We start from the raw sequence: 19113 nt of genomic DNA on the forward strand, positions 1-19113 counted from the left end.
GCGACACGGTACGAACGAGACAGTCCGGTGTAGGGACGGTCTCGTCGGAGGGCCGCCGCGGGATTCCCGCGGCGGCCCTCGCCGTTGCCGCGCGACATCGGCTGTGAGATATCAACCAGGGGCCTTACGGGTGGTGCGGCCGCCGGGCGCGATAGCCTGACCGATGGATATCTCGACACCGAGAGATATTCGCAGACGCCAGGATGGCCGCCTGAGCCCGTCAGGCTCACCAGCAGGAGAAGAAGGCAATGACGCGCACCCCAGTCACCGTCACCGTCACCGGCGCCGCGGGCCAGATCGGCTACGCGCTGCTGTTCCGCATCGCCTCCGGGCAGCTGCTCGGCGCGGACGTACCGGTCAGGCTGCGCCTGCTGGAGATTCCGCAGGCCGTGAAGGCGGCCGAGGGCACCGCCATGGAGCTGGACGACTGCGCGTTCCCGCTGCTCCAGGGCATCGACATCTTCGACGACGCCACCCGGGCGTTCGAGGGCGCCAACGTGGCCCTGCTGGTCGGCGCGCGCCCCCGCACCAAGGGCATGGAGCGCGGTGACCTGCTGGAGGCCAACGGCGGCATCTTCAAGCCGCAGGGCGAGGCCATCAACGCCGGCGCCGCCGACGACATCCGCGTCCTGGTCGTGGGCAACCCGGCCAACACCAACGCCCTGATCGCCCAGCAGCACGCCCCGGACGTCCCGGCCGAGCGGTTCACCGCGATGACCCGCCTGGACCACAACCGCGCGCTGGCGCAGCTGTCGAAGAAGGCCGGCGTCTCGGTCTCCGACATCAAGAAGATGACCATCTGGGGCAACCACTCCGCCACCCAGTACCCGGACCTGTTCCACGCCGAGATCGGCGGCAAGACCGCCGCCGAGGTCGTCGACGACCAGGACTGGCTGGAGAACGACTTCATCCCGACCGTCGCCAAGCGCGGCGCCGCGATCATCGAGGCCCGGGGCGCGTCCTCGGCCGCCTCCGCCGCCTCCGCCGCGATCGACCACATCCACACCTGGGTGAACGGCACCGCCGAGGGCGACTGGACCTCCATGGCGGTCGTGTCGGACGGCTCCTACGGCGTGCCCGAGGGCCTGATCTCCTCGTTCCCGGTGACCTGCGCGGACGGCAGGTGGGAGATCGTCCAGGGGCTGGAGATCGACGACTTCTCGCGCGGGCGGATCGACGCCTCGGTGGCCGAGCTGGCCGAGGAGCGCGACGCGGTGCGCAAGCTGGGCCTCATCTGAGCCCGCACGCCCGAGCGTTCGCCGGGCCCCGGACCGTCCACGGTCCGGGGCCCGGTGCTTTTCGGGGCCGATGCGGAAAATCGGGCGGTTCTGTCGCCGCTGGTCGGTAGGGTGCTGATCGCGATATTCGCTGATCAGGAGGGTGTGCGGGTGGCCGAGCGGGCGTTTCAGGTCGATCTCCGTGGGGTGGTGGATCTGCTCAGTCGCCACCTGTATGCGAGCCCCCGGGTCTACCTGCGGGAACTGCTGCAGAACGCGGTGGACGCGATCACCGCGCGGGGCGGCGCCGGTGGGCGCGTGCGGATCGAGACCGGCGGAGGGGTGCTGCGGGTCCACGACGACGGCGTCGGGCTGACCGAGGACGAGGTGCACCGGCTGCTCGCCACGATCGGGCGGTCGTCCAAACGGGACGAGCTGGGCTTCGCGCGGCACGACTTCCTGGGGCAGTTCGGGATCGGGCTGCTGTCGGCGTTCCTGGTCGCGGACGAGATCGAGGTGGTGACGCGGTCCGCCCGGGGCGGCGAGCCGGTGCGGTGGACGGGCCTGGCCGGGGGCAGCTACCGGGTGGAGAGGGGGGAGCGGGACGAGCCCGGGACGACCGTCACGCTGCGTCCCCGGCCCGGCTCGGAGGACCTGCTGAGCCCGCCGGTGGTGGCGGAGCTGGCGCGGACCTACGGGTCGCTGCTCCCCGTCGAGCTGACGGTGGACGGCTCCGCGGTGACGGGGGACGGGCCGCCGTGGCGGCGTTCGCACCCGGACCCGGCCCGGCGGCGGCGGGCGCTGGACGCCTACTGCAAGGAGCTGTACGGGTTCGAGCCGTACGACGTGATCGACCTCGACGTGCCCGAGGCGGGGCTGACCGGTGTCGCGTTCGTGCTGCCCCAGGCGGTGTCGCCGAGCGCCCGCGCCTCGCACCGCGTCTACCTCAAGCGGATGCTGCTGGCCGAGAACGTGGAGGGCCTGCTCCCGGACTGGGCGTTCTTCGTGCGGTGCGTCGTGGACGCGGGGGAGCTGCGGCCCACCGCCAGCCGCGAGGCGCTGTACGAGGACGAGCTGCTGGACTCCACGCGCGCCGCGCTCGGGGACCGTCTCCGGCAGTGGCTGGTGCGGCTCTCGGAGACCGACCCGGCCCGGCTGCGCGGCTTCCTGCGGCTGCACCAGCTCGGCGTGAAGGCCATGGCGCTCACCGACGACGACATGCTGCGCGTCGTCGACCGCTGGCTGGAGTTCGAGACGTCGGCGGGGCCGATGACGCTGAGCGAGTTCCGGCGGCGGCACCCGGAGGCGCGGTACACGACGAGCGTGGACGAGTTCCGGCGGCTGTCGGCGGTGGCGGGCGCGCAGGGCGTCGGGCTGGTGAACGGCGGCTACGTCCACGACACCGAGATCATCGAGCGGCTGCCCGACATCGATCCGGAGATCCGGCTGACCCGGCTGGACGCCGCCGAGCTGACCACGCACTTCGGGGTGCTGGACCCGGGCACGGAGCTGGCGCTGCGGCCGTTCCTGGCCGCCGCCCAGCGCGCGGTGGACCGGCTGGGCTGCGAGGTCGTCGTCCGCGACTTCGACCCCGCCTCGCTCCCGGCGCTGTACCTGACCAGCCGCGCCGCCCAGTACCAGGAGGAGCTGTCGCAGGCCCGCGACGCCGCCGACGAGCTGTGGGCCGACGTGCTCGGCGCGCTCGACAACGCGACGAAGCAGGACCGCCCCCAGCTGGTGATCAACCACCGCAACCCGCTGGCCCGCCGCATCACCTCCCTCACCGAGGACGGCCTGATCGACCTGGCGGTCCAGGGGCTCTACGGGCAGGCGCTGCTGCTCGGCCACCACCCGCTGCGCCCGGTGGACACCGCGGTGCTCAACCGTTCCTTCCTCGGCCTGCTGGAGTGGGCCGTGCACGACCCGGAGACCCCCCAGTGAGCGCGAACGGGCGCGCGCCGTCTGGACTGAGGAGTGTCAAGATCGGGAGCTTGCGAGCGATCTTGAAAGCGACGAGGGAAGACGGCGCGTGAAGCGCCCGTGAGCCGCTGAGCGGAGGCGAGGCAATGAGTACTGATGAGGTTTTCGCCCTGATGCGCCAGGCCGGTGAGCTGCCCTACGGGGAGGCCCGTACGGTCATGGTGGAGGACGCGCTGCGGCGCGCGGAGGCGACCGGGGACGAGGTCCTGGCGTTCCGGGTGCGGGTGCGGCTGACCGACGCCTACCGGTACGGCGGGGAGCCGGTGAAGGCGTTCGCGACGTTCTCGCGGACGCTGTCCGACTTCGACCGGGACCCGGCGCGGTTCGACGAGGAGCATGCGCTGCTGTGGCAGATGAAGGCCACGGTGCACTCGCTGACGCTGTTCCCGGAGATCCCGCTGGACCGCACCCACGCGGTGCTGGACGACATGGAGCGCCGTTACCTGGCGGGCGGCCACAGCCTCCAGGCGGTGTACCACTACCGCAACGACGTGGCGCTGCACCTGGGCGACCTGGCGGCGGCCGACGAGTGGTACCTGAAGTGGCGGGCCGCGCCGCGCGACGAGCTGTCGGACTGCGCGGGCTGCGACCCGTCGGGGATGGTGTGGCATCTGGCGAGCCTGGGACGGCACGCCGACGCGTTCGAGATCGCCGCGCCGGTGCTGAACGCCGAGCTGTCCTGCCGGGAGCAGCCGCAGGGCATCCTGACCTCGATGCTGCCGGTGTACCTGGCGACCGGGCGGCTGGAGGAGGCCCGGGACGCGCACCGCCGCGCCTACCGGCTGCTGCGGCCGAACCTGGCCGACCTGGGGCAGATCGCCGAGCACGTGGAGTTCTGCGCGACCACCGGGAACGAGGCGCGCGGCCTGGAGATCCTCCAGCGGCACCTGGGCTGGCTGGACCGCGCCCCGCACCCGTACGCGGCGATGAACTTCGCGGCGGCGGGCGCGCTGCTGCTGCGCCGCCTGGCCGAGACCGGCCACGCGGACCTGACGGTGCGGCGCCCGGCCTCCGCCGACCGCCCGGCGGCCGACGTTCCGGCCAAGGACCTGCAGGCCGCGCTGGCCGCGCGGGCCGAGGCCCTGGCCGCCCGGTTCGACGCCCGCAACGGCACCTCCCGCCAGGGCGACCGCGTCCGCGCGATCCTGGACGCCGGGCCGGTCGTGGAGCACCTGCCGCTCACCCCCGCCGACCAGCGGCGGCGGACCGTGCTGGCCGCCGAGCCGGCCCCGCGTCCGGAGCCGGAGCCGGTCGACCTCAGCGGCGTGACCGACCCGGACGCGCTGCTGGAGATCGCCGAGGAGCGCCGGTTCGCCCGCGACATGGCGGGCGCGACGGCGGCGTGGCGGCGGTTCGACGAGGTGGCCGCCGACCCGACGCCGTTGCAGCGGGCCCGCCGCCTGGACGGCCGCGGGGCCGTCGCCGCCGCCGAGGAGGACGCCGGGGCCGCCCTGGCGGCCTGGGAGGAGGCCGAACGGCTGCTGGCCGGCCTCGGCGAGGAGGAGCGCCGCCACCGCGTGCGCAGCCGCGTGGGCGCGATGCGGTGCGCCCTCGGCGACCTGGAGGGCGGCCTGCCCGACCTGCGGGCCGCCGTCGAGTACTTCGACGCCCACTCGCCCGAGGACGGCACGGTCACCGGCGTGTACGGCCGTCTGGCCACCGCCCACCTGCACATGGGGAACGCCGCCCTCGCGCTGCCGGTCCTCGACCGCGCCGCGCCGGACGGGCCGGAGGAGGCCGGCGAGATCGAGGACCTGCGGGGCCGCGCCCTGCTGGAGCTCGGCCGCGTGGACGAGGCCGTCGGGGCGCTGCGGCGCGCCCTGGACGCCTACCGGGAGGCGGGCGAGGACGCCGAACGCGCCCAGACGGCGCTGCTGCTCAGCCGCGTGCTCGGCCATCTGGCCCAGCACGCCGAGGACCAGGAGGCCGCGAGGGAGGAGGTCCTGGCGGCGCTGGACGAGGCCGTGGCCGCCGCGCCCGCCCGGTCCCTGCCGCGCTTCGGGGCGCACGCCGAGCGCGGTGCGCTGCTGCTGAACCTCGGCCGCGCCGCCGACGCCGTCGCCGACCTGGTCGAGGCCGTCGCCGGGTTCACCGCCGCCGGGGAGCCGGGGTACGCGCTGGACCCGCGCGTGGACCTGGCCGCCTGCTACCTGGTCACCGAACGGCACCTGGAGGCCGCCGAGACCGCCGAGGAGGCGCTGGCGGAGTTCGCCCGGACGCCCGAGGAGGAACGCGACCGCGACAACGAGCGCCGCTGCCGCGTCATCCTCGCCCACGCCCAGCGCGGCCTGGACGAGCCCGAGGCGGCCGACCTGTACGCCGCGCTGGCGCGCGAGTGCGCCGAGGCGGGCGACCACGTCTCGGCCGCGCAGTTCCTCGACAGCGCCGGTGAGCTGCTGACCGGGCTGGACAAGGACGCGCAGGCCGCCGAGGCGTTCGAGGCGTGCGCCCACGCGTGCGCCGCCGGGGAGCTGCCGTTCGGCGTCGTGCAGGCGTTCCGCCGCGCCGCGATGTGCCACCTGTGGTCCCGCGAGCCCGACCGGGCCGCCGAGACCATGGAACGCGCCCGCGCCGCCCTGGCGGACCTGCCGCCGGAGGAGGAGCCCGCGATCGTGTGGGAGGCGGCGCTGGTCGACTACGACCAGGCCCGGATCACCGCCGAGCGGGGCGACGTGCGGGCGGCGCGCCGCCTGGCGGCGTCCGCCGTCGAGGGCTTCACCCGGCTGGACGAGACCGGCCCGGCCGAGACCGCGGCCCGCCTCCGCGACGACCTGGCCTCCTCCCTGGAGGGCGGGGACTGATCCGCGCGCCCGGCCGCCCACGCGGCCGGGCGTGTCGGCGACCTCTGATCGCGTTGCGTAGTCAATAGACTTCGAACCGCACACGGGTTTCGAGGCGGCATGTCGGGCCGCCGTCGCACGTCGGGGTTGATGTCACCATGCGCCGGGCTCTGCTCGCCTGCGGTTCCGCCGCCACCGCTGTCCTGACCGTCGCCGGGTCGGCGGTGGCCGCCGAGCCGGAAGCCGACCTGGGCGTCACGGTGACGGCCTCCGCGCCCCGCGCCCGGCCCGGCGGCCTGGTCGACCACACCGTCACCATCACCAACTTCGGTCCCGCGGTCGCCGAGCCCGTCGCGACCGTCCACCTCCCCGACGGCCTGTCGGTGGTGGGGATCGACGCCGACTACTGCCGGGAGCGGCGGCGCGTCCTGGAATGCCGGCCGCCCGCCCTGCCGGCCGGGACCGCGCGGCTCGTCCGCGTCCAGGGGGTCGTGGAGCCGACCGCCACCGGGACGCTGCGCACGACCGCCTCGGTCCGCTCCGGCACGCCCGACCCCGACGCCGCCAACGACACCGCCACGCTGGTCACGCCCGTCGAACCGGGCACCGACCTGCGGGTCCGGCTGCGGGGGCCGCGCGCCGCCCGCGGGTCCCGCGTCCCGGTCGTCGCGGTGGTCACCAACCGGGGCCCGCGCGCCGCCGACGCGGTCGTGCTGCGGCTCGGCGCGCACGGCGCGAGCCTGCTCACCGAGCCCGCCGACCACTGCGTCCAGACCCGCCGCGACCGGAACGCGCAGTATCTGACCTGCGAACTCGGCCCCCTCGCGGCGGGCGCGCAGCGGACGGTCCGGGCGTTCGCCGACCGGGTGGCGGCGGGCCGGACCCCGCACTACGCGGCGGCGGTGTCGTCCCCGCTGGGCGAGACCGCCCCGCGGGACAACACCTCCCGCGCCCGTTAGGCCAGGCGGCGCGCGCCCTGCGACGGCGTCGCCGCGAGGAACGCCGGGGCCGCCCAGCCCCGCGCCGCGAACGCCTCCTCGACCGCCGCGCGGGTCCGCTCCGCCCGGTCGGCGGCCGTCAGCACGATCACCGAGCCGCCGAAGCCGCCGCCGACCATCCGGCCGCCCCGCGCGCCCGCGCGCGTCGCCGCGTCGACCACCGCGTCGGCCTGCGGCCACGACACCTCGAACTGGTCCCGCAGCGACAGGTGCGAGGCCGTCAGCAGCGCGCCCAGCTCGGCGGCCGCGCCCGCGCGCAGCAGCCCCACGGCCGCCTCCACGCGGTGGTTCTCGGTCACCACGTGCTGCACGCGCCGCCGCAGCACCGGGTCCCGCAGCGATCCCAGCGCCCCGGCCAGGTCCTTGACGTCCCGCAGCGCCGCCACACCCAGCAGCCCGGCGGCCCGCTCGCACTCGGCGCGCCGCCGCGCGTACCCGCCGTCGGCCAGCGTGTGCCCGGCCCGGGTGTCGATCGCCAGCAGCGTCAGCCCGGCCTCCTCGGGCGCGAACGGCACCCGCGACGACAGCCCGCTGCGGCAGTCGAGCATCAGCGCGTGCCCGGCCGTGGCCAGCAGCGACGCCGACGGGTCCATCAGCCCCGACGGCACCCCCGCGAAGTCCCACTCGGCCCGCTGCGCCAGCCGCGCCAGCTCGGGCCGTTCGACCTCCACGCCGTACAGGTCGCACAGCGCCAGCCCGGTCGCGCACAGCAGCGCCGCCGACGACGACAGCCCCGCGCCCTGCGGCAGGTCGGAGTCGACCAGCAGCGACGCGCCGCCGATCCCGTACTCGTGCAGCACCCACGCCATGCCGACCGGGTAGGTCGCCCATCCGGACACGGACCCGCCGGCCACGGGGACGCGCACGGTCTCCCCTCCCGCCTGGAGCGAGCGGACCTCCAGCACCCCGTCGTCGCGCCGCGCCGCCGCGACGGACACGCCCATGGGCAGCGCGAACGGCAGCACGAGCCCGTCGTTGTAGTCGGTGTGCTCCCCGATCAGGTTGATCCGCCCGGGGGCGCGCCACACGCCCTCCGGAGGCCGCCCGAAGACCTCGGCGAACCGCTCCCGGACGTTCACCGCTGGAGGAAGGCCCAGGCGTCGGCGACCATCGTGCGCAGGTCGCGCTCGGCCTTCCAGCCCAGGTCGGCCTGGATGCGGTCGGAGGAGGCGATCAGGACCGCCGGGTCGCCGGGGCGGCGCGGGCTGACCTGGGCCGGGATCGGGTGGCCGGTGACCTCGCGGCACACCTCCACGACCTCGCGGACCGAGTAGCCCGAGCCGCTGCCCAGGTTGTAGATCTTGTGGACGCCCGGCTCGCACGCGTCCAGCGCCAGCAGGTGCGCGTTGCCGAGGTCCACCACGTGGACGTAGTCGCGGACGCAGGTGCCGTCGGCGGTCGGGTAGTCCTCGCCGAAGAGGTGCACCGCCTCGCGCTCGCCGAGCGCGACCTTCAGGACGTTGGGGATCAGGTGGGTCTCCACCGTGTGCCGCTCGCCCCGCGCGCCGCCCTCGTTGATCAGGGAGCCGGCGACGTTGAAGTACCGCAGCGACACGCCGCCGATGCCGTAAAGGCGCGCGAACTCGCTCAGCGTGGCGTCGATGGCCAGCTTGGACGCCCCGTAGGGGTTGGTCGGGCGGGTCGGGGCGGTCTCGGGGATGGGCGTGGACTCCGGCTCCCCGTAGGTGGCGGCCGTGGAGGAGAAGACGATCCTGTGGACGGCGGCGCGGCGCATCGCGTCCAGCAGCGCCAGGGTCTCGCCGAGGTTCTTGTCCCAGTACAGGCCCGGCTTCTCGACCGACTCGCCGACCAGCGACTTGGCCGCGAAGTGCAGCACCGCGTCGAACCCGGCCCCGTCCAGCGTGCCGAACGCCGCCTCCCGCAGGCTGCCCTCCACCAGTCGCGCCCCGGCCGGGACGGCGTCCGCGTGCCCGGTGGACAGGTCGTCCAGCACGACGACCTCGTGGCCGGCCTCCAGCAACTGCGCCGTGACGACGCTGCCGATGTACCCGGCTCCTCCGGTGACGAGCAGCTTCACGAACTTCCTCCAAGTCGGAACGGACCGTGGAACGCCGTACAGGCTATCCGCAACGCCAACCGGGGAAGGGGCAGGAACATGGACCCGACGCGTGAGCCGGCGCCCGGACCGGCGCGGCCCCCCGGACGCCTGGCGCGTCCGCTGGTGTGGCTGCTGACCCGGTCCACGGACCTGGTGGTGCGGCTGGCGGGCGGGGACCCCGGGGCGGTCCGGGAGGAGATCACCGCCGAGCGGGTGCGGGCGCTGGTCGCGGAGAACACCCAGATCGCCGACGAGGAGCGGGCGCTGATCGGGGAGGTGTTCGCGGCGGGGGAGCGGCCACTGCGGGAGGTGCTGGTGCCGCGGACCGAGGTGGAGTTCCTGGACGCGGCGCTGCCGCTGGAGGAGGCGGCGCGGACGGTGGCCGCCAGCCCGCACTCGCGGTTCCCGGTCTACCGGGACTCCCACGACGACGTGATCGGCTTCGTGCACATCCGGGACCTGCTGGTGCCCGGCGACCGGCGCGGCGGACCGGTGGGGGACCTGGTCCGGCCGGTGAAGTTCCTGCCCGCCTCCCAGCGCGTGCTGCCGGTGCTGTCGGAGATGCGGCGCGAGGGCGTCCACCTGGCGGTGGTCCTGGACGAGTACGGCGGGACCGCCGGGATCGTCACCCTGGAGGACCTCGTGGAGGAACTGATCGGTGACATCCGCGACGAATATGATGTGCAGGACGCGCAGGCGAGGCGCCTGCACGGCGGGGTGGTCGAGGTCGACGGGCTGCTCAACCTGGACGACTTCGCCGCCGAGACGGGGATCCGGCTGCCCGCCGGGCCGTACGAGACCGTCGCCGGGCACATCATGGCCGTTCTCGGCCGGGTGCCCGCCGAGGGCGACCGGGTATGGATCGCGGGGTGGCGGCTGGTCGTGGCCCGGATGGACGGCCGGCGGGTCGCCCGCGTGCGCGTCACGCCGCCCGAGGCCAGTCCGAACACCCCCATCCGAGGGGGCGTCCCAACCGAGGGAGGACCCGCCGGGCCCCCCGCAGGCGACGCCGCCCCGGACGGGGCCTGAGAGAATCGGTACGTGCAGATGTCCCAAGCGACCGAAACCGCCAACGTCACCGGCAGCGCGAACCCGCGCGTCCTGTCGGGCATCCAGCCGACCGCCGACTCCTTCCACCTCGGGAACTACCTGGGCGCGCTCCGGCAGTGGGTCGCCCTGCAGGACTCGCACGAGGCGTTCTACTGCGTCGTGGACCTGCACGCGATCACCGTGGAGCACGACCCGGCGGCGCTGCGCCGCCGCACCAAGGTCTCCGCGGCGCAGCTTTTGGCGATGGGCGTGGACCCGGAGCGGTCCACCCTGTTCGTGCAGAGCCACGTGCCCGAGCACGCCGAGCTGGCCTGGGTGCTGTCGTGCCTCACCGGGTTCGGCGAGGCCAGCCGGATGACCCAGTTCAAGGACAAGTCCGCCAAGCAGGGCGCGGCCGCCGCCAGCGTGGGCCTGTTCACCTACCCGATCCTCCAGGCCGCCGACATCCTGCTGTACACGCCCGAGACCGGCGAGGACGCCCCGCTGTTCCGCGTCCCGGTCGGCGAGGACCAGCGCCAGCACCTGGAGCTGACCCGCGACCTGGCCCAGCGGTTCAACCACCGGTTCGGCGACACGTTCGTGCTGCCCGAGGCCCACATCCCGCAGGGCGCCGCGAAGATCACCGATCTCCAGGAGCCGACCGCCAAGATGAGCAAGTCGGCCTCCTCCCCGCAGGGCATCATCGACGTGCTGGAGGAGCCCGGCCCGATGCGCAAGAAGATCATGCGCGCGGTCACCGACACCGGCACCGAGGTGCGCTACGACGAGGAGAACAAGGCGGGCGTCACCAACCTGCTGCGGATCTTCTCCGCCCTGGAGGGCGCCCCGGTCGCCGACCTGGAGAAGCGGTACGAGGGCCAGGGCTACGGCCAGTTCAAGAAGGACCTGGCCCAGCTCGTCCTGGACACCTTCACCCCGATCAGGGAGCGCACCGAGAAGCTGCTCGGCGACGAGGAGCAGCTCGACCGGCTGCTGCGGCACGGCGCCGAGCGCGCCGGGGCGGTCGCCGCCCGGACCATGGAGCTGGTGCGCGACCAGGTGGGATTCGTGGGACGTGGCCGCTGACGGCGCGGTGAACGGGGGGACGCCGACCGCCGTCCGGGCCGCGTCCGCGCAGGACGCGCCCGGCGCGGGCGGGCGTCCCCCCGGCGTCCGCACCATCGGGGTGGCCATCCCCATCCCCGACCCGTACGGCCCCTGGTTGCAGCGGATGCGCGCCTCGTTCGGCGACCCCCTCGCCGACGCCATCCCCACCCACATCACCCTGCTGCCGCCCACCGAGATCCCCGAGAGCGCGCTGGACGCCGTCATCGGTCACCTGGCGGAGGCCGCCCGCGGCCAGGAGCCGTTCCGGATCCGGCTGCGCGGCACCGCCACGTTCCGCCCGGTGTCGCCGGTGGTGTTCGTCGCGCTGGCCGAGGGCATCGGCGGCTGCGAACGCCTCCACTCCCGCGTCGTGTCGGGTCCCCTGGAACGCGAGCTGTCGTTCCCCTACCACCCGCACGTCACGGTCGCCCACCACCTGCCCGACGAGGCCCTGGACCGCGCGTTCAAGGAGCTGGCCGACTACCGGGCCGACTTCCGGGCCGACGGCTTCGCCCTGTACGAGCACGGCGCCGACGGGGTGTGGCGGCCGGTCAACGACTTCGCCTTCCGCCCGCCGCGGAGAGGCTGACCCGCGAAGAGGCAGACATCAGCGGCGATCAGGCGGGTACCGTCCGTACATGCCCCAGGTGATCACTGCCGTCCAGCGGAGGTTCGAGTCCGCCGACGCGGCGGTCCGGACCCGGCTGCGCCGCGCACGGGCGCGGTGGCGGTGGTTCGACCATCTCGCCCGCGCCTACGAGCGGTACCGGGACCGGCGCGGGGACCGGCTGGCGGCGGCGCTGACCTCCTACGGGTTCCTGTCGTTCTTCCCCCTGCTGGCGCTGGCGTACGCGCTGCTCGGCTATCTGGTCGGGGTCAGCGACCTGGCGCGCGAGTACCTGGTCACGGCGATCAACGACATGCTGCCGGGGCTGTCGGACCGCCTCCAGATCAGCGAGGTCGTCCGGTCCAAGACCGCCGCCGGGCTGATCGGCACCGTCGGCCTGCTGCTGACCGGGCTCGGCTGGGTGCAGGTGCTGCGCGAGTCGCTGCGCGACATCTGGGGCAACGACCCCCGCCCCGAGGGCGCCAACTTCCTGGTGATGCGGCTGCTGGACGCGGCCGTGCTGGTGTTCCTGGGGGTCATGCTGATCCTCGGGTCGGCCGCCACCGCCGTCGCGGGCAGCACCGCCCACACGGTGCTGGGCTGGTTCGGGATGGACGACGTGAGCGGGGCCGGGACGGCGCTGCGGCTGCTGTCGCTGGGCGTGGCGGTGTTCTTCAACACCTGGATCTTCCTGGTGCTGTTCTCCCGGCTGACCGGCACCCGCGCGCCCTGGCGGCGCATCTACAAGGGCGCGCTGCTGGGCGCGGTCGGGTTCGAGGCGCTCAAGCAGGTCGCCTCGTTCCTGCTGGGCCGCACCGTGGACAACCCGCTGTACGCCTCGTTCGCGGTCCTGGTCGGGCTGATGGTGTGGATCAACCTGGTGTCGCGGTACCTGTTCTACGTCGCCGCCTGGACCGCGACGCGCAGCGTGGTGCTGAGCGCCGACAACGGGCACCGGACGCTCACCCCCGGGGACGTCCTCAGCGTCATCGCGCGTCCGGTGGGCAGGCGCGAGAAGGTCTAGCCGGACCAGAACGCGTCGTCGCCGTACTGGTCCTCGGCGATCGTGCGGATCTCGGTGACGCGGCCGTCCTCGAAGCGGAAGACGTCGACCGCGCGGCCCGTCAGCGTCCGGCCGCGGCGTTCGGCGTAGGTGTGGACGAGCGCGACGCCGTAGTCGTCCCCGGCCATCACCGCGTAGGGCTCGCTGCGGAACGTGCCGCCGGACAGCTCGAACAGCTTCACGTAGAAGCCGAGGACCTCCTCGGGCGTGGTGTAGTCGCCGCACAGGGGGCCCCGGCCGGGGACGCGGTGGACGACCCGCTCGGCCAGCAGCGAGCGGATCATTTCCATGTCGCCCTTGGCGAAGGCGGTGTAGCCGTCGCGGAGCAGGGCCGCGTGGGGGTGTTCGGGGGCGGTGCGCTCGTGGAAAGGCTCATGCGCGGGGACAGAAGACACGACGCTCTCCTCCGTGGCGTGCCGGCCCGCCGTCCAGCGGCGGCGCGCGGTGACCGGTCCGCCACTGTCGAGGGTAGGCGGCGGCCCGGCCGCCGGGCCAGGGGAAGGCAGCCTTACCCGCGCCCGCCTTACCCGCGCCCGCCTCGGCCCGCGCCCTACTCCCCGCCGGACGGCTCGGCGTCGTCGCCCTCGCGGCGGCGGCGCATGACCAGGGCCAGCACGCCGGCCAGGATCCCGACCCCGCCGACCACGGCGCCGATCGTCACCCAGTCGCGCCGCTCCTGGTCGCTGGCGATCGCCCGGGGCAGCAGCGGGTTCCCGTCCTGGGCGGGCTTGGTCGCGGGCTTGAGCTCGCCGGGCGGGACCAGGGCGCCGATGGGCTTGGCCTTCCCGGCGGCGGCGAATCCCCAGTCCAGCAGCTTGGCGGCGTAGGGGGACGGCTGCTGGTCGGCCTTCATCAGCGAGATGATGATCGTCCTGTCCCCGCGCCGGGCCGCCGCGACGTAGGTCTGCCGGGCCGCCATCGTGAAGCCGTTCTTCCCGCCGAGCATGCCGCGGTAGGCGTGCGCCTGGCCCTCCAGCATCCGGTTGTGGGTGTGGATCGGGTAGCCCCCGGTCTTCTTGCCCTTCTTCTTCTGCTTCTTGGAGGGCGGCGCCGGGAACCAGTGGTCGATCTTCTGGACGTAGCCGCGGAACTGCGGGTTCTTCAGCCCCTCCCGCAGGATCAGCGCCAGGTCGTAGGCCGAGGTGTGCTGGGTCCTCACGTTCAGGCCGAGATCGACGTCCAGGCCGTTGGGGGACCCGGCGACGGTGTCGTGGGCGTTGAGGCGGCGGGCCTCGGCGTTCATGTCGGCCAGGGTCTTCCTCATGCCGCCGTTGGCCTCGGCGAGCGTCACGGCGGCGTCGTTGGCCGACATCATCATCAACGCGTAGAACAGGTCGGACACCTTGTAGGTCAGCTTCGGCGTCATGCCGACCTTGGTGCCCTCGACGTCGCACGCCGCCTGGCTGGGCCGCACCATCCGGTTCGGGTCCAGCTTGGGGATCAGCGCGATGGTCGTCAGCGTCTTGAGGGTGCTGGCGGGCAGGTAGTGCCCGTGCGGGTCGCGGGCGGCCAGCACCTCCCCGGTGTCTCCGTCGGCGATCAGCCAGGACGCCGCCTTGATCTTCGGGGCGGCGGGCACCCCGGGCCCGGCGTTGACGATGACGCCCCTTCCGCCGAGCTGCGGACCGCCGACCGGCTCCCGCGGAGGGACGGCGGACACCGCGCCCGTCGCGGTGGTCGCGCCCGCCGCGACGGCGCTCGGGGCCGCGACGAGGCACGCCGAGACGAGCGGAATCGAGAGCGCGGCGCTGGCGCGGTGAAGAGACCTCATGATTCCCCGAAGGTTAGGCGACGTACCCGGAGAAGAGGTACCCCGGGGCGGACTCCCCGACGCCGGGGATCTATACGACCTAAGGCGCGGACGGCGTTCCGGCGGAGGAATCGTGCGTGGTTCCCGAACCGGACGCCGCGGCGTACGTTGGAACGGTCGAGGCGCGAGCGGACGGACTAGTCCGTTCGAGGGGTGTCCGGACCAAGATCGATGACTGGAAAGAGTGACGGTGCGTGATCACCGCCCGTCCCGACGAGTCAAATGATCCCCAAAGGGCATGGAAGTGCCCAGAGCGACGGGCACTGGACGTCATCATGGAGTCGAGCGACCTGACCGGCATTTGTCCAGGCATAGGGACCCGCTGGCCGAATTGCGCCACGTGCCACGCAGCGACCTGCAAGGATTGTGGACGGAGGTTGGCCGTGGCCATTGACTTCAACCCATCGCGCGGGGCGACGCTGGGCATCGAGTGGGAGATCCAGCTCATCGACGCCGACACCCGGCACCTGCGGCAGGACGCCCGCGAGGTGCTGGCGGACCTGCCGTCGCTCAGCGAGAGCGGCGTCGGTTCCGCCGGGCTGGCCAAGGTCCGCCACGAGCTGATGGAGTCGACGGTCGAGATCGTGACCGACGTCTGCCACACCGTGGCGGAGGCCAAGCGCGACCTGGCCGGGACGCTGGCCGCCCTGCGCGCCGCCGGTGAGCCCCGCGGCATCGCCCTGGCCTGCACCGGCACCCACCCGTTCAGCGACTGGCGGGACGCGGTCACCGCGCCGATCCAGCGCTACGCCGACCTGATCGAGCAGATGCAGTGGCTCGCCCGCCGCATCCAGACGTTCGGCGTGCACGTCCACGTCGGCGTCACCGACGCCGCCAAGGCGATCCCGATCGTCAACGCGCTGTCGGCCTACCTCCCCCACTTCCTCGCGCTGACCGCCTCCAGCCCGTTCTGGAGCGGCGCCGACACCGGGCTGGCCTCCAGCCGCGCGGTGGTGTTCGGCCAGCTGCCCACGGCCGGGCCGCCGCACCTGCTGGACGACTGGCCGGCGTTCGAGGAGTACATGGACACCTTGCTGCGGGCCGGCACCATCCGGAGCATCAAGGAGGTGTGGTGGGACATCCGCCCGCACCCGGACTTCGGCACCATCGAGATCCGGATGTTCGACGGCATCCCCACCATGCGTGAAGTGGGCATGGCGGCCGCGCTGTGCCAGAGCCTGGTGACCCTGTTCGAACAGCAGATCGACCGGGGGTACACGCTGCCGAGACCCGCGGCCTGGGTGGTGCGCGACAACAAGTGGCGCGCCACGCGGTACGGCCTCGACGCCGTCGTGATCACCGACGACACCGGGAACACCGCACCCCTCCGCGACGGTTTGTACGAACTGGTCCGCGAACTGGAACCCGTGGCCGACCGGCTCGGCTGCTCCGAGGAGCTCAAGGTGGCCGGCGAGGTCCTCGACCGGGGGGCGCCGTACGAGCGGCAGCGCGCGATCCGCGCCGAGGGCGGCACCCTGGAGGACGTGGTCGACGCTGCGGTCACCGAACTCGCGGAGGACAGGTTCGTCGACGTCGGGGAGGTCGCGCATGGCGGCGGATGAGGAGCCCGTGGAGCCTGCCGGGGGATCGGCCGCCGACAAGCGCGGGAACGAGCGCAAGGCCGATCAGCAGGCCGCCGAACAGCAGACCGTCGGGCGGGGCCCGTGGGGCTCCGCCCTCGCGCAGGGGGCGCACATGACACAGTCCGGACCCGGGGTGATGCCCGGCCTTGAACCAGGCGACGCCCCTCAGGAGGGGCCCGCGGCCGACCGGCCGGCGGCGGACGGGGGAGCCGCGTTGCAGCCGCAACTGGACGCGTTCCTGTCCGAACGCGAGCAGGAGCTGATCGAGTTCCGCCGGGACCTGCACATGCACCCGGAACTCGGGTACGCCGAGTACCGCACGACCGACCAGATCGTGGCGGCGCTCAAGGCCGCCGGGCTGGAGCCGAAGGTGCTCCCGCGCGGTACCGGCCTGTTCTGCGACATCGGCCCGGAGGACGGCTACACCGTCGCGCTGCGCGCCGACATCGACGCCCTTCCGCTCCAGGACGAGAAGGAGGGCGTGCCCTACCGGTCGACCGTGCCGGGCGTGGCGCACGCCTGCGGCCACGACGTGCACACCGCGATGGTGCTGGGCGCGGGCCTGTTCCTGGCGCAGCAGGCGGCGGCGGGGCTGCTGCCGGGCCGGGTGCGGCTGCTGTTCCAGCCCGCCGAGGAGACCCCGGGCGGCGCGCTGGACGTGATCGCCGGCGGCGGGATCGTGGGCGTGGACCGGGCGTTCGCGCTGCACTGCGACCCGCGCATCGAGGTCGGCCAGCTCGGCCTGCGCACCGGCGCGATCACGGCGGCGTGCGACAAGGTGTACGTCCGGGTCGCCGGGCCCGGCGGGCACACCGCCCGGCCGCACCTGACCGCCGACCTGGTCTACGCCCTCGCCAAGATCGTCACCGAGCTCCCGGCGGCGCTGTCGCGGCGCGTGGACCCGCGCTCCAGCCTGTCGCTGGTGTGGGGCCGGGTGTCGGCCGGGTCGGTCGCCAACGCGATCCCCGACGACGGCATCGCCGAGGGCACCGTGCGCTGCCTGGACGACGAGGCGTGGCACCGCGCGCCCGAGATGGTCCGGGCGCTGCTGGACTCGGTGGCCGCCGCCTACGACGTGGACGCGTCGCTGGAGTACCGGCGCGGCGTCCCGCCGACCGTCAACGAGACCACCAGCGTCCAGATGTTCCGCGACGCGGCGGCGCTGGTGCTGGGCGAGGAGGGGGCGGTCCCGACGCCGCAGAGCCTCGGCGGCGAGGACTTCGGCTGGTACCTGGAGTCGGTCCCCGGCGCGCTGGCCCGCCTCGGCGTCCGCCGGCCCGGGTCGGCCGAGGAGTACGACCTGCACCGGGGCGACTTCGACGTGGACGAGTCCTGCATCGCGGTCGGCGTCCGCGTCCTGGTGGCGACGGCGCTGACGGCCCTGTGGGACGGCAACCGCCCCAACGCCGAGGACCCCGTGGAGGGGTCGAAGCTGGCCTGACGGGACCCGGCGGGCGGCGGCCCGGAGCGCGAACCGGCCGGTCGTGGCGCGTGTCCGCGATGGAAGCGATGTCCATCAGCTGACACTTGCTACGACTGGCCGGATCTGTTTTTCTGGACCCCGACCGCTCCCCGAACGCCACTGATCCGTACGCTGACCAGTGGCGATATGCCTACGCCTTGGTAACGGACCTGTTGCGAAACGGGCTGGATGGGATTTTCCACCCATTAGGCGAGGTAGCGTCCCATCGATTTGGTGGTCGCGTTGCGGCCGCCGTTGTGCCCTGGGCGGGGAACGGAAGGAGCGGCCACGTGCGCCGTGCATTCAAGATTTCGGCTGTCACGCTGACGAGCGCCATGCTGGCGTTCGGCGCGTCGGCGTGCGGCGGCAAGAAGGTCGAGAGCGGAAGCGGCTCCGGCGAAGGCAAGAAGACCGTCAAGGTCGGTCTGGCCTACGACATCGGCGGGCGCGGCGACAAGTCGTTCAACGACGCCGCCTACGCCGGCCTGGAGAAGGCCAAGAACGACCTCAACGTCGACATCAAGGACCTTGAGGCCAAGAAGGACGAGCCGGAGGGCGACAAGGTCCAGCGCCTGGAGCTGCTGGCCAAGTCGGGCTACAACCCGGTCGTCGCCGTCGGCTACGCCTACGCGGGCGCGCTCGGCAAGGTCGCCAAGAACTACCCGAACGTCAAGTTCGCGATCGTCGACGACGCCTCGATCAAGGCCGACAACGTCACCAACCTGGTGTTCGCCGAGGAGCAGGGCTCGTTCCTGGTCGGCGCGGCGGCGGCCCTGAAGTCCAAGACGGGCCACGTCGGCTTCATCGGCGGCGTGGACACCCCGCTGATCAAGAAGTTCGAGGCGGGCTACGTCGCGGGCGTCAAGAAGGTCAAGCCGGACGCCAAGATCGAGATCAACTACATCTCGCGCGGCACCGACTTCTCCGGCTTCGCGGACCCGGCCAAGGGCAAGACGATCGCCGAGGGCCAGTACGACAAGGGCGCCGACGTGGTCTACCACGCCGCCGGCCTGTCGGGCGTGGGCCTGTTCCAGGCCGCCGCCGCCAAGAAGAAGTACGCGATCGGCGTGGACTCCGACCAGTACCTGACGGCCGACGCCGCCGCCAAGCCGCTGATCATCACCTCGATGATCAAGCGGGTGGACACCGCGGTGTTCAACTTCGTCAAGCAGACCTCCGACGGCACCGTCAAGGGCGGCCCGGAGACCTTCGACCTGAAGGACGACGGGGTGGGCTACTCGACCGCCAACGCGGCCGAGATCGACCCGCTGAAGGCCAAGCTGGACGAGTTCAAGCAGCAGATCATCGACGGCAAGATCACCGTCCCCAGCAAGTAAGGGCGGCGATCCGGCACTGACCGCGACCGGCCCGGCGGGACGCCCCCGTCTCACCGAGGGGCCCCCGCCGGGCCGGTCGTA

The 19113-nt window shown here is 73.4% G+C and carries 15 protein-coding genes; 11 read left to right on the forward strand and 4 right to left on the reverse strand.

The window, feature by feature from the left end:
- Positions 1-248: 248 nt before the first annotated feature.
- The 4 genes from HNR61_RS30455 (at position 249) to HNR61_RS30470 (ending at position 6936) form a co-directional block, all read left to right on the forward strand.
- Positions 249-1238, forward strand: coding sequence for a malate dehydrogenase (locus HNR61_RS30455; RefSeq protein ID WP_182846598.1), 990 nt, complete (start codon positions 249-251; stop codon positions 1236-1238).
- 150 nt (positions 1239-1388) lie between these two features.
- Positions 1389-3158 (forward strand): HSP90 family protein, encoded by a 1770-nt coding sequence (locus HNR61_RS30460; RefSeq protein ID WP_182846599.1) that lies wholly within the window; start codon positions 1389-1391, stop codon positions 3156-3158.
- Positions 3159-3283: 125 nt separating this feature from the next.
- On the forward strand, positions 3284-5998 hold the full coding sequence (locus HNR61_RS30465; RefSeq protein WP_182846600.1) for a hypothetical protein: 2715 nt from the start codon (positions 3284-3286) through the stop codon (positions 5996-5998).
- Between the two features lie 137 nt (positions 5999-6135).
- Positions 6136-6936, forward strand: coding sequence for a DUF11 domain-containing protein (locus HNR61_RS30470; RefSeq protein ID WP_182846601.1), 801 nt, complete (start codon positions 6136-6138; stop codon positions 6934-6936).
- Here HNR61_RS30470 and galK read toward each other — a convergent pair.
- Positions 6933-8054, reverse strand: a complete 1122-nt coding sequence (galK, locus tag HNR61_RS30475; RefSeq protein ID WP_182846602.1) for a galactokinase — start codon at positions 8052-8054, stop codon at positions 6933-6935. The two genes, HNR61_RS30470 and galK, sit on opposite strands and share 4 nt — an antisense overlap.
- Positions 8051-9013 (reverse strand): UDP-glucose 4-epimerase GalE, encoded by a 963-nt coding sequence (gene galE / locus HNR61_RS30480; RefSeq protein ID WP_182846603.1) that lies wholly within the window; start codon positions 9011-9013, stop codon positions 8051-8053. Before galE ends, galK begins: the two co-directional genes overlap by 4 nt.
- Before the next feature lie 78 nt (positions 9014-9091).
- Between galE and HNR61_RS30485 the strand changes: the two genes are divergently transcribed.
- Genes HNR61_RS30485 through HNR61_RS30500 form a run of 4 tightly spaced genes read left to right on the forward strand, consistent with a single transcriptional unit; the run spans position 9092 to position 12801 of the window.
- On the forward strand, positions 9092-10063 hold the full coding sequence (locus HNR61_RS30485; RefSeq protein WP_182846604.1) for a hemolysin family protein: 972 nt from the start codon (positions 9092-9094) through the stop codon (positions 10061-10063).
- 18 nt (positions 10064-10081) lie between these two features.
- Positions 10082-11149 (forward strand): tryptophan--tRNA ligase, encoded by a 1068-nt coding sequence (trpS, locus tag HNR61_RS30490; protein ID WP_182846786.1) that lies wholly within the window; start codon positions 10082-10084, stop codon positions 11147-11149.
- Positions 11139-11759 carry a 2'-5' RNA ligase family protein gene (locus HNR61_RS30495; RefSeq protein ID WP_312898168.1) on the forward strand — a complete coding sequence of 207 codons (621 nt, stop codon included), beginning with the start codon at positions 11139-11141 and terminating at the stop codon, positions 11757-11759. Before trpS ends, HNR61_RS30495 begins: the two co-directional genes overlap by 11 nt.
- Positions 11760-11808: 49 nt before the next feature.
- A complete protein-coding gene (locus HNR61_RS30500; RefSeq protein WP_182846605.1) occupies positions 11809-12801 on the forward strand; it encodes a YihY/virulence factor BrkB family protein in 993 nt (330 codons plus the stop codon).
- On the opposite strand, the gene HNR61_RS30505 is transcribed toward HNR61_RS30500, so the two are convergent.
- The gene (locus HNR61_RS30505; protein ID WP_182846606.1) at positions 12798-13235 is read right to left on the reverse strand and encodes a nuclear transport factor 2 family protein; all 438 of its coding nucleotides are present in this window, start codon (positions 13233-13235) and stop codon (positions 12798-12800) included. The genes HNR61_RS30500 and HNR61_RS30505 overlap by 4 nt on opposite strands.
- Before the next feature lie 155 nt (positions 13236-13390).
- On the reverse strand, positions 13391-14611 hold the full coding sequence (locus HNR61_RS30510; protein WP_182846607.1) for a D-alanyl-D-alanine carboxypeptidase family protein: 1221 nt from the start codon (positions 14609-14611) through the stop codon (positions 13391-13393).
- Between the two features lie 422 nt (positions 14612-15033).
- On the opposite strand from HNR61_RS30510, the gene HNR61_RS30515 reads away from it, so the two are divergent.
- From HNR61_RS30515 to HNR61_RS30525, 3 genes are all read left to right on the forward strand, one after another.
- Positions 15034-16212 carry a glutamate--cysteine ligase gene (locus tag HNR61_RS30515; RefSeq protein ID WP_182846608.1) on the forward strand — a complete coding sequence of 393 codons (1179 nt, stop codon included), beginning with the start codon at positions 15034-15036 and terminating at the stop codon, positions 16210-16212.
- Positions 16199-17674: an amidohydrolase gene (locus HNR61_RS30520; RefSeq protein WP_376770283.1), complete on the forward strand. Its 1476-nt coding sequence runs from the start codon at positions 16199-16201 to the stop codon at positions 17672-17674. The genes HNR61_RS30515 and HNR61_RS30520 overlap by 14 nt, the downstream gene beginning before the upstream one ends.
- 311 nt (positions 17675-17985) lie before the next feature.
- The gene (locus tag HNR61_RS30525; RefSeq protein ID WP_312898169.1) at positions 17986-19032 is read left to right on the forward strand and encodes a BMP family lipoprotein; all 1047 of its coding nucleotides are present in this window, start codon (positions 17986-17988) and stop codon (positions 19030-19032) included.
- Positions 19033-19113 lie beyond the last annotated feature (81 nt).

This window comes from Actinomadura kijaniata, from assembly GCF_014138665.1.
Lineage (GTDB): Bacteria > Actinomycetota > Actinomycetes > Streptosporangiales > Streptosporangiaceae > Spirillospora > Spirillospora kijaniata.

Coding starts and splice junctions, on each gene's coding strand:
- HNR61_RS30485 (WP_182846604.1), top strand. CDS start 9,092: ATGGACCCGACGCGTGAGCCGGCGCCCGGACCGGCGCGGCCCCCCGGA.
- HNR61_RS30470 (WP_182846601.1), top strand. CDS start 6,136: ATGCGCCGGGCTCTGCTCGCCTGCGGTTCCGCCGCCACCGCTGTCCTG.
- HNR61_RS30465 (WP_182846600.1), top strand. CDS start 3,284: ATGAGTACTGATGAGGTTTTCGCCCTGATGCGCCAGGCCGGTGAGCTG.
- HNR61_RS30500 (WP_182846605.1), top strand. CDS start 11,809: ATGCCCCAGGTGATCACTGCCGTCCAGCGGAGGTTCGAGTCCGCCGAC.
- HNR61_RS30510 (WP_182846607.1), bottom strand. CDS start 14,611: ATGAGGTCTCTTCACCGCGCCAGCGCCGCGCTCTCGATTCCGCTCGTC.
- HNR61_RS30520 (WP_376770283.1), top strand. CDS start 16,199: ATGGCGGCGGATGAGGAGCCCGTGGAGCCTGCCGGGGGATCGGCCGCC.
- trpS (WP_182846786.1), top strand. CDS start 10,082: ATGTCCCAAGCGACCGAAACCGCCAACGTCACCGGCAGCGCGAACCCG.
- HNR61_RS30455 (WP_182846598.1), top strand. CDS start 249: ATGACGCGCACCCCAGTCACCGTCACCGTCACCGGCGCCGCGGGCCAG.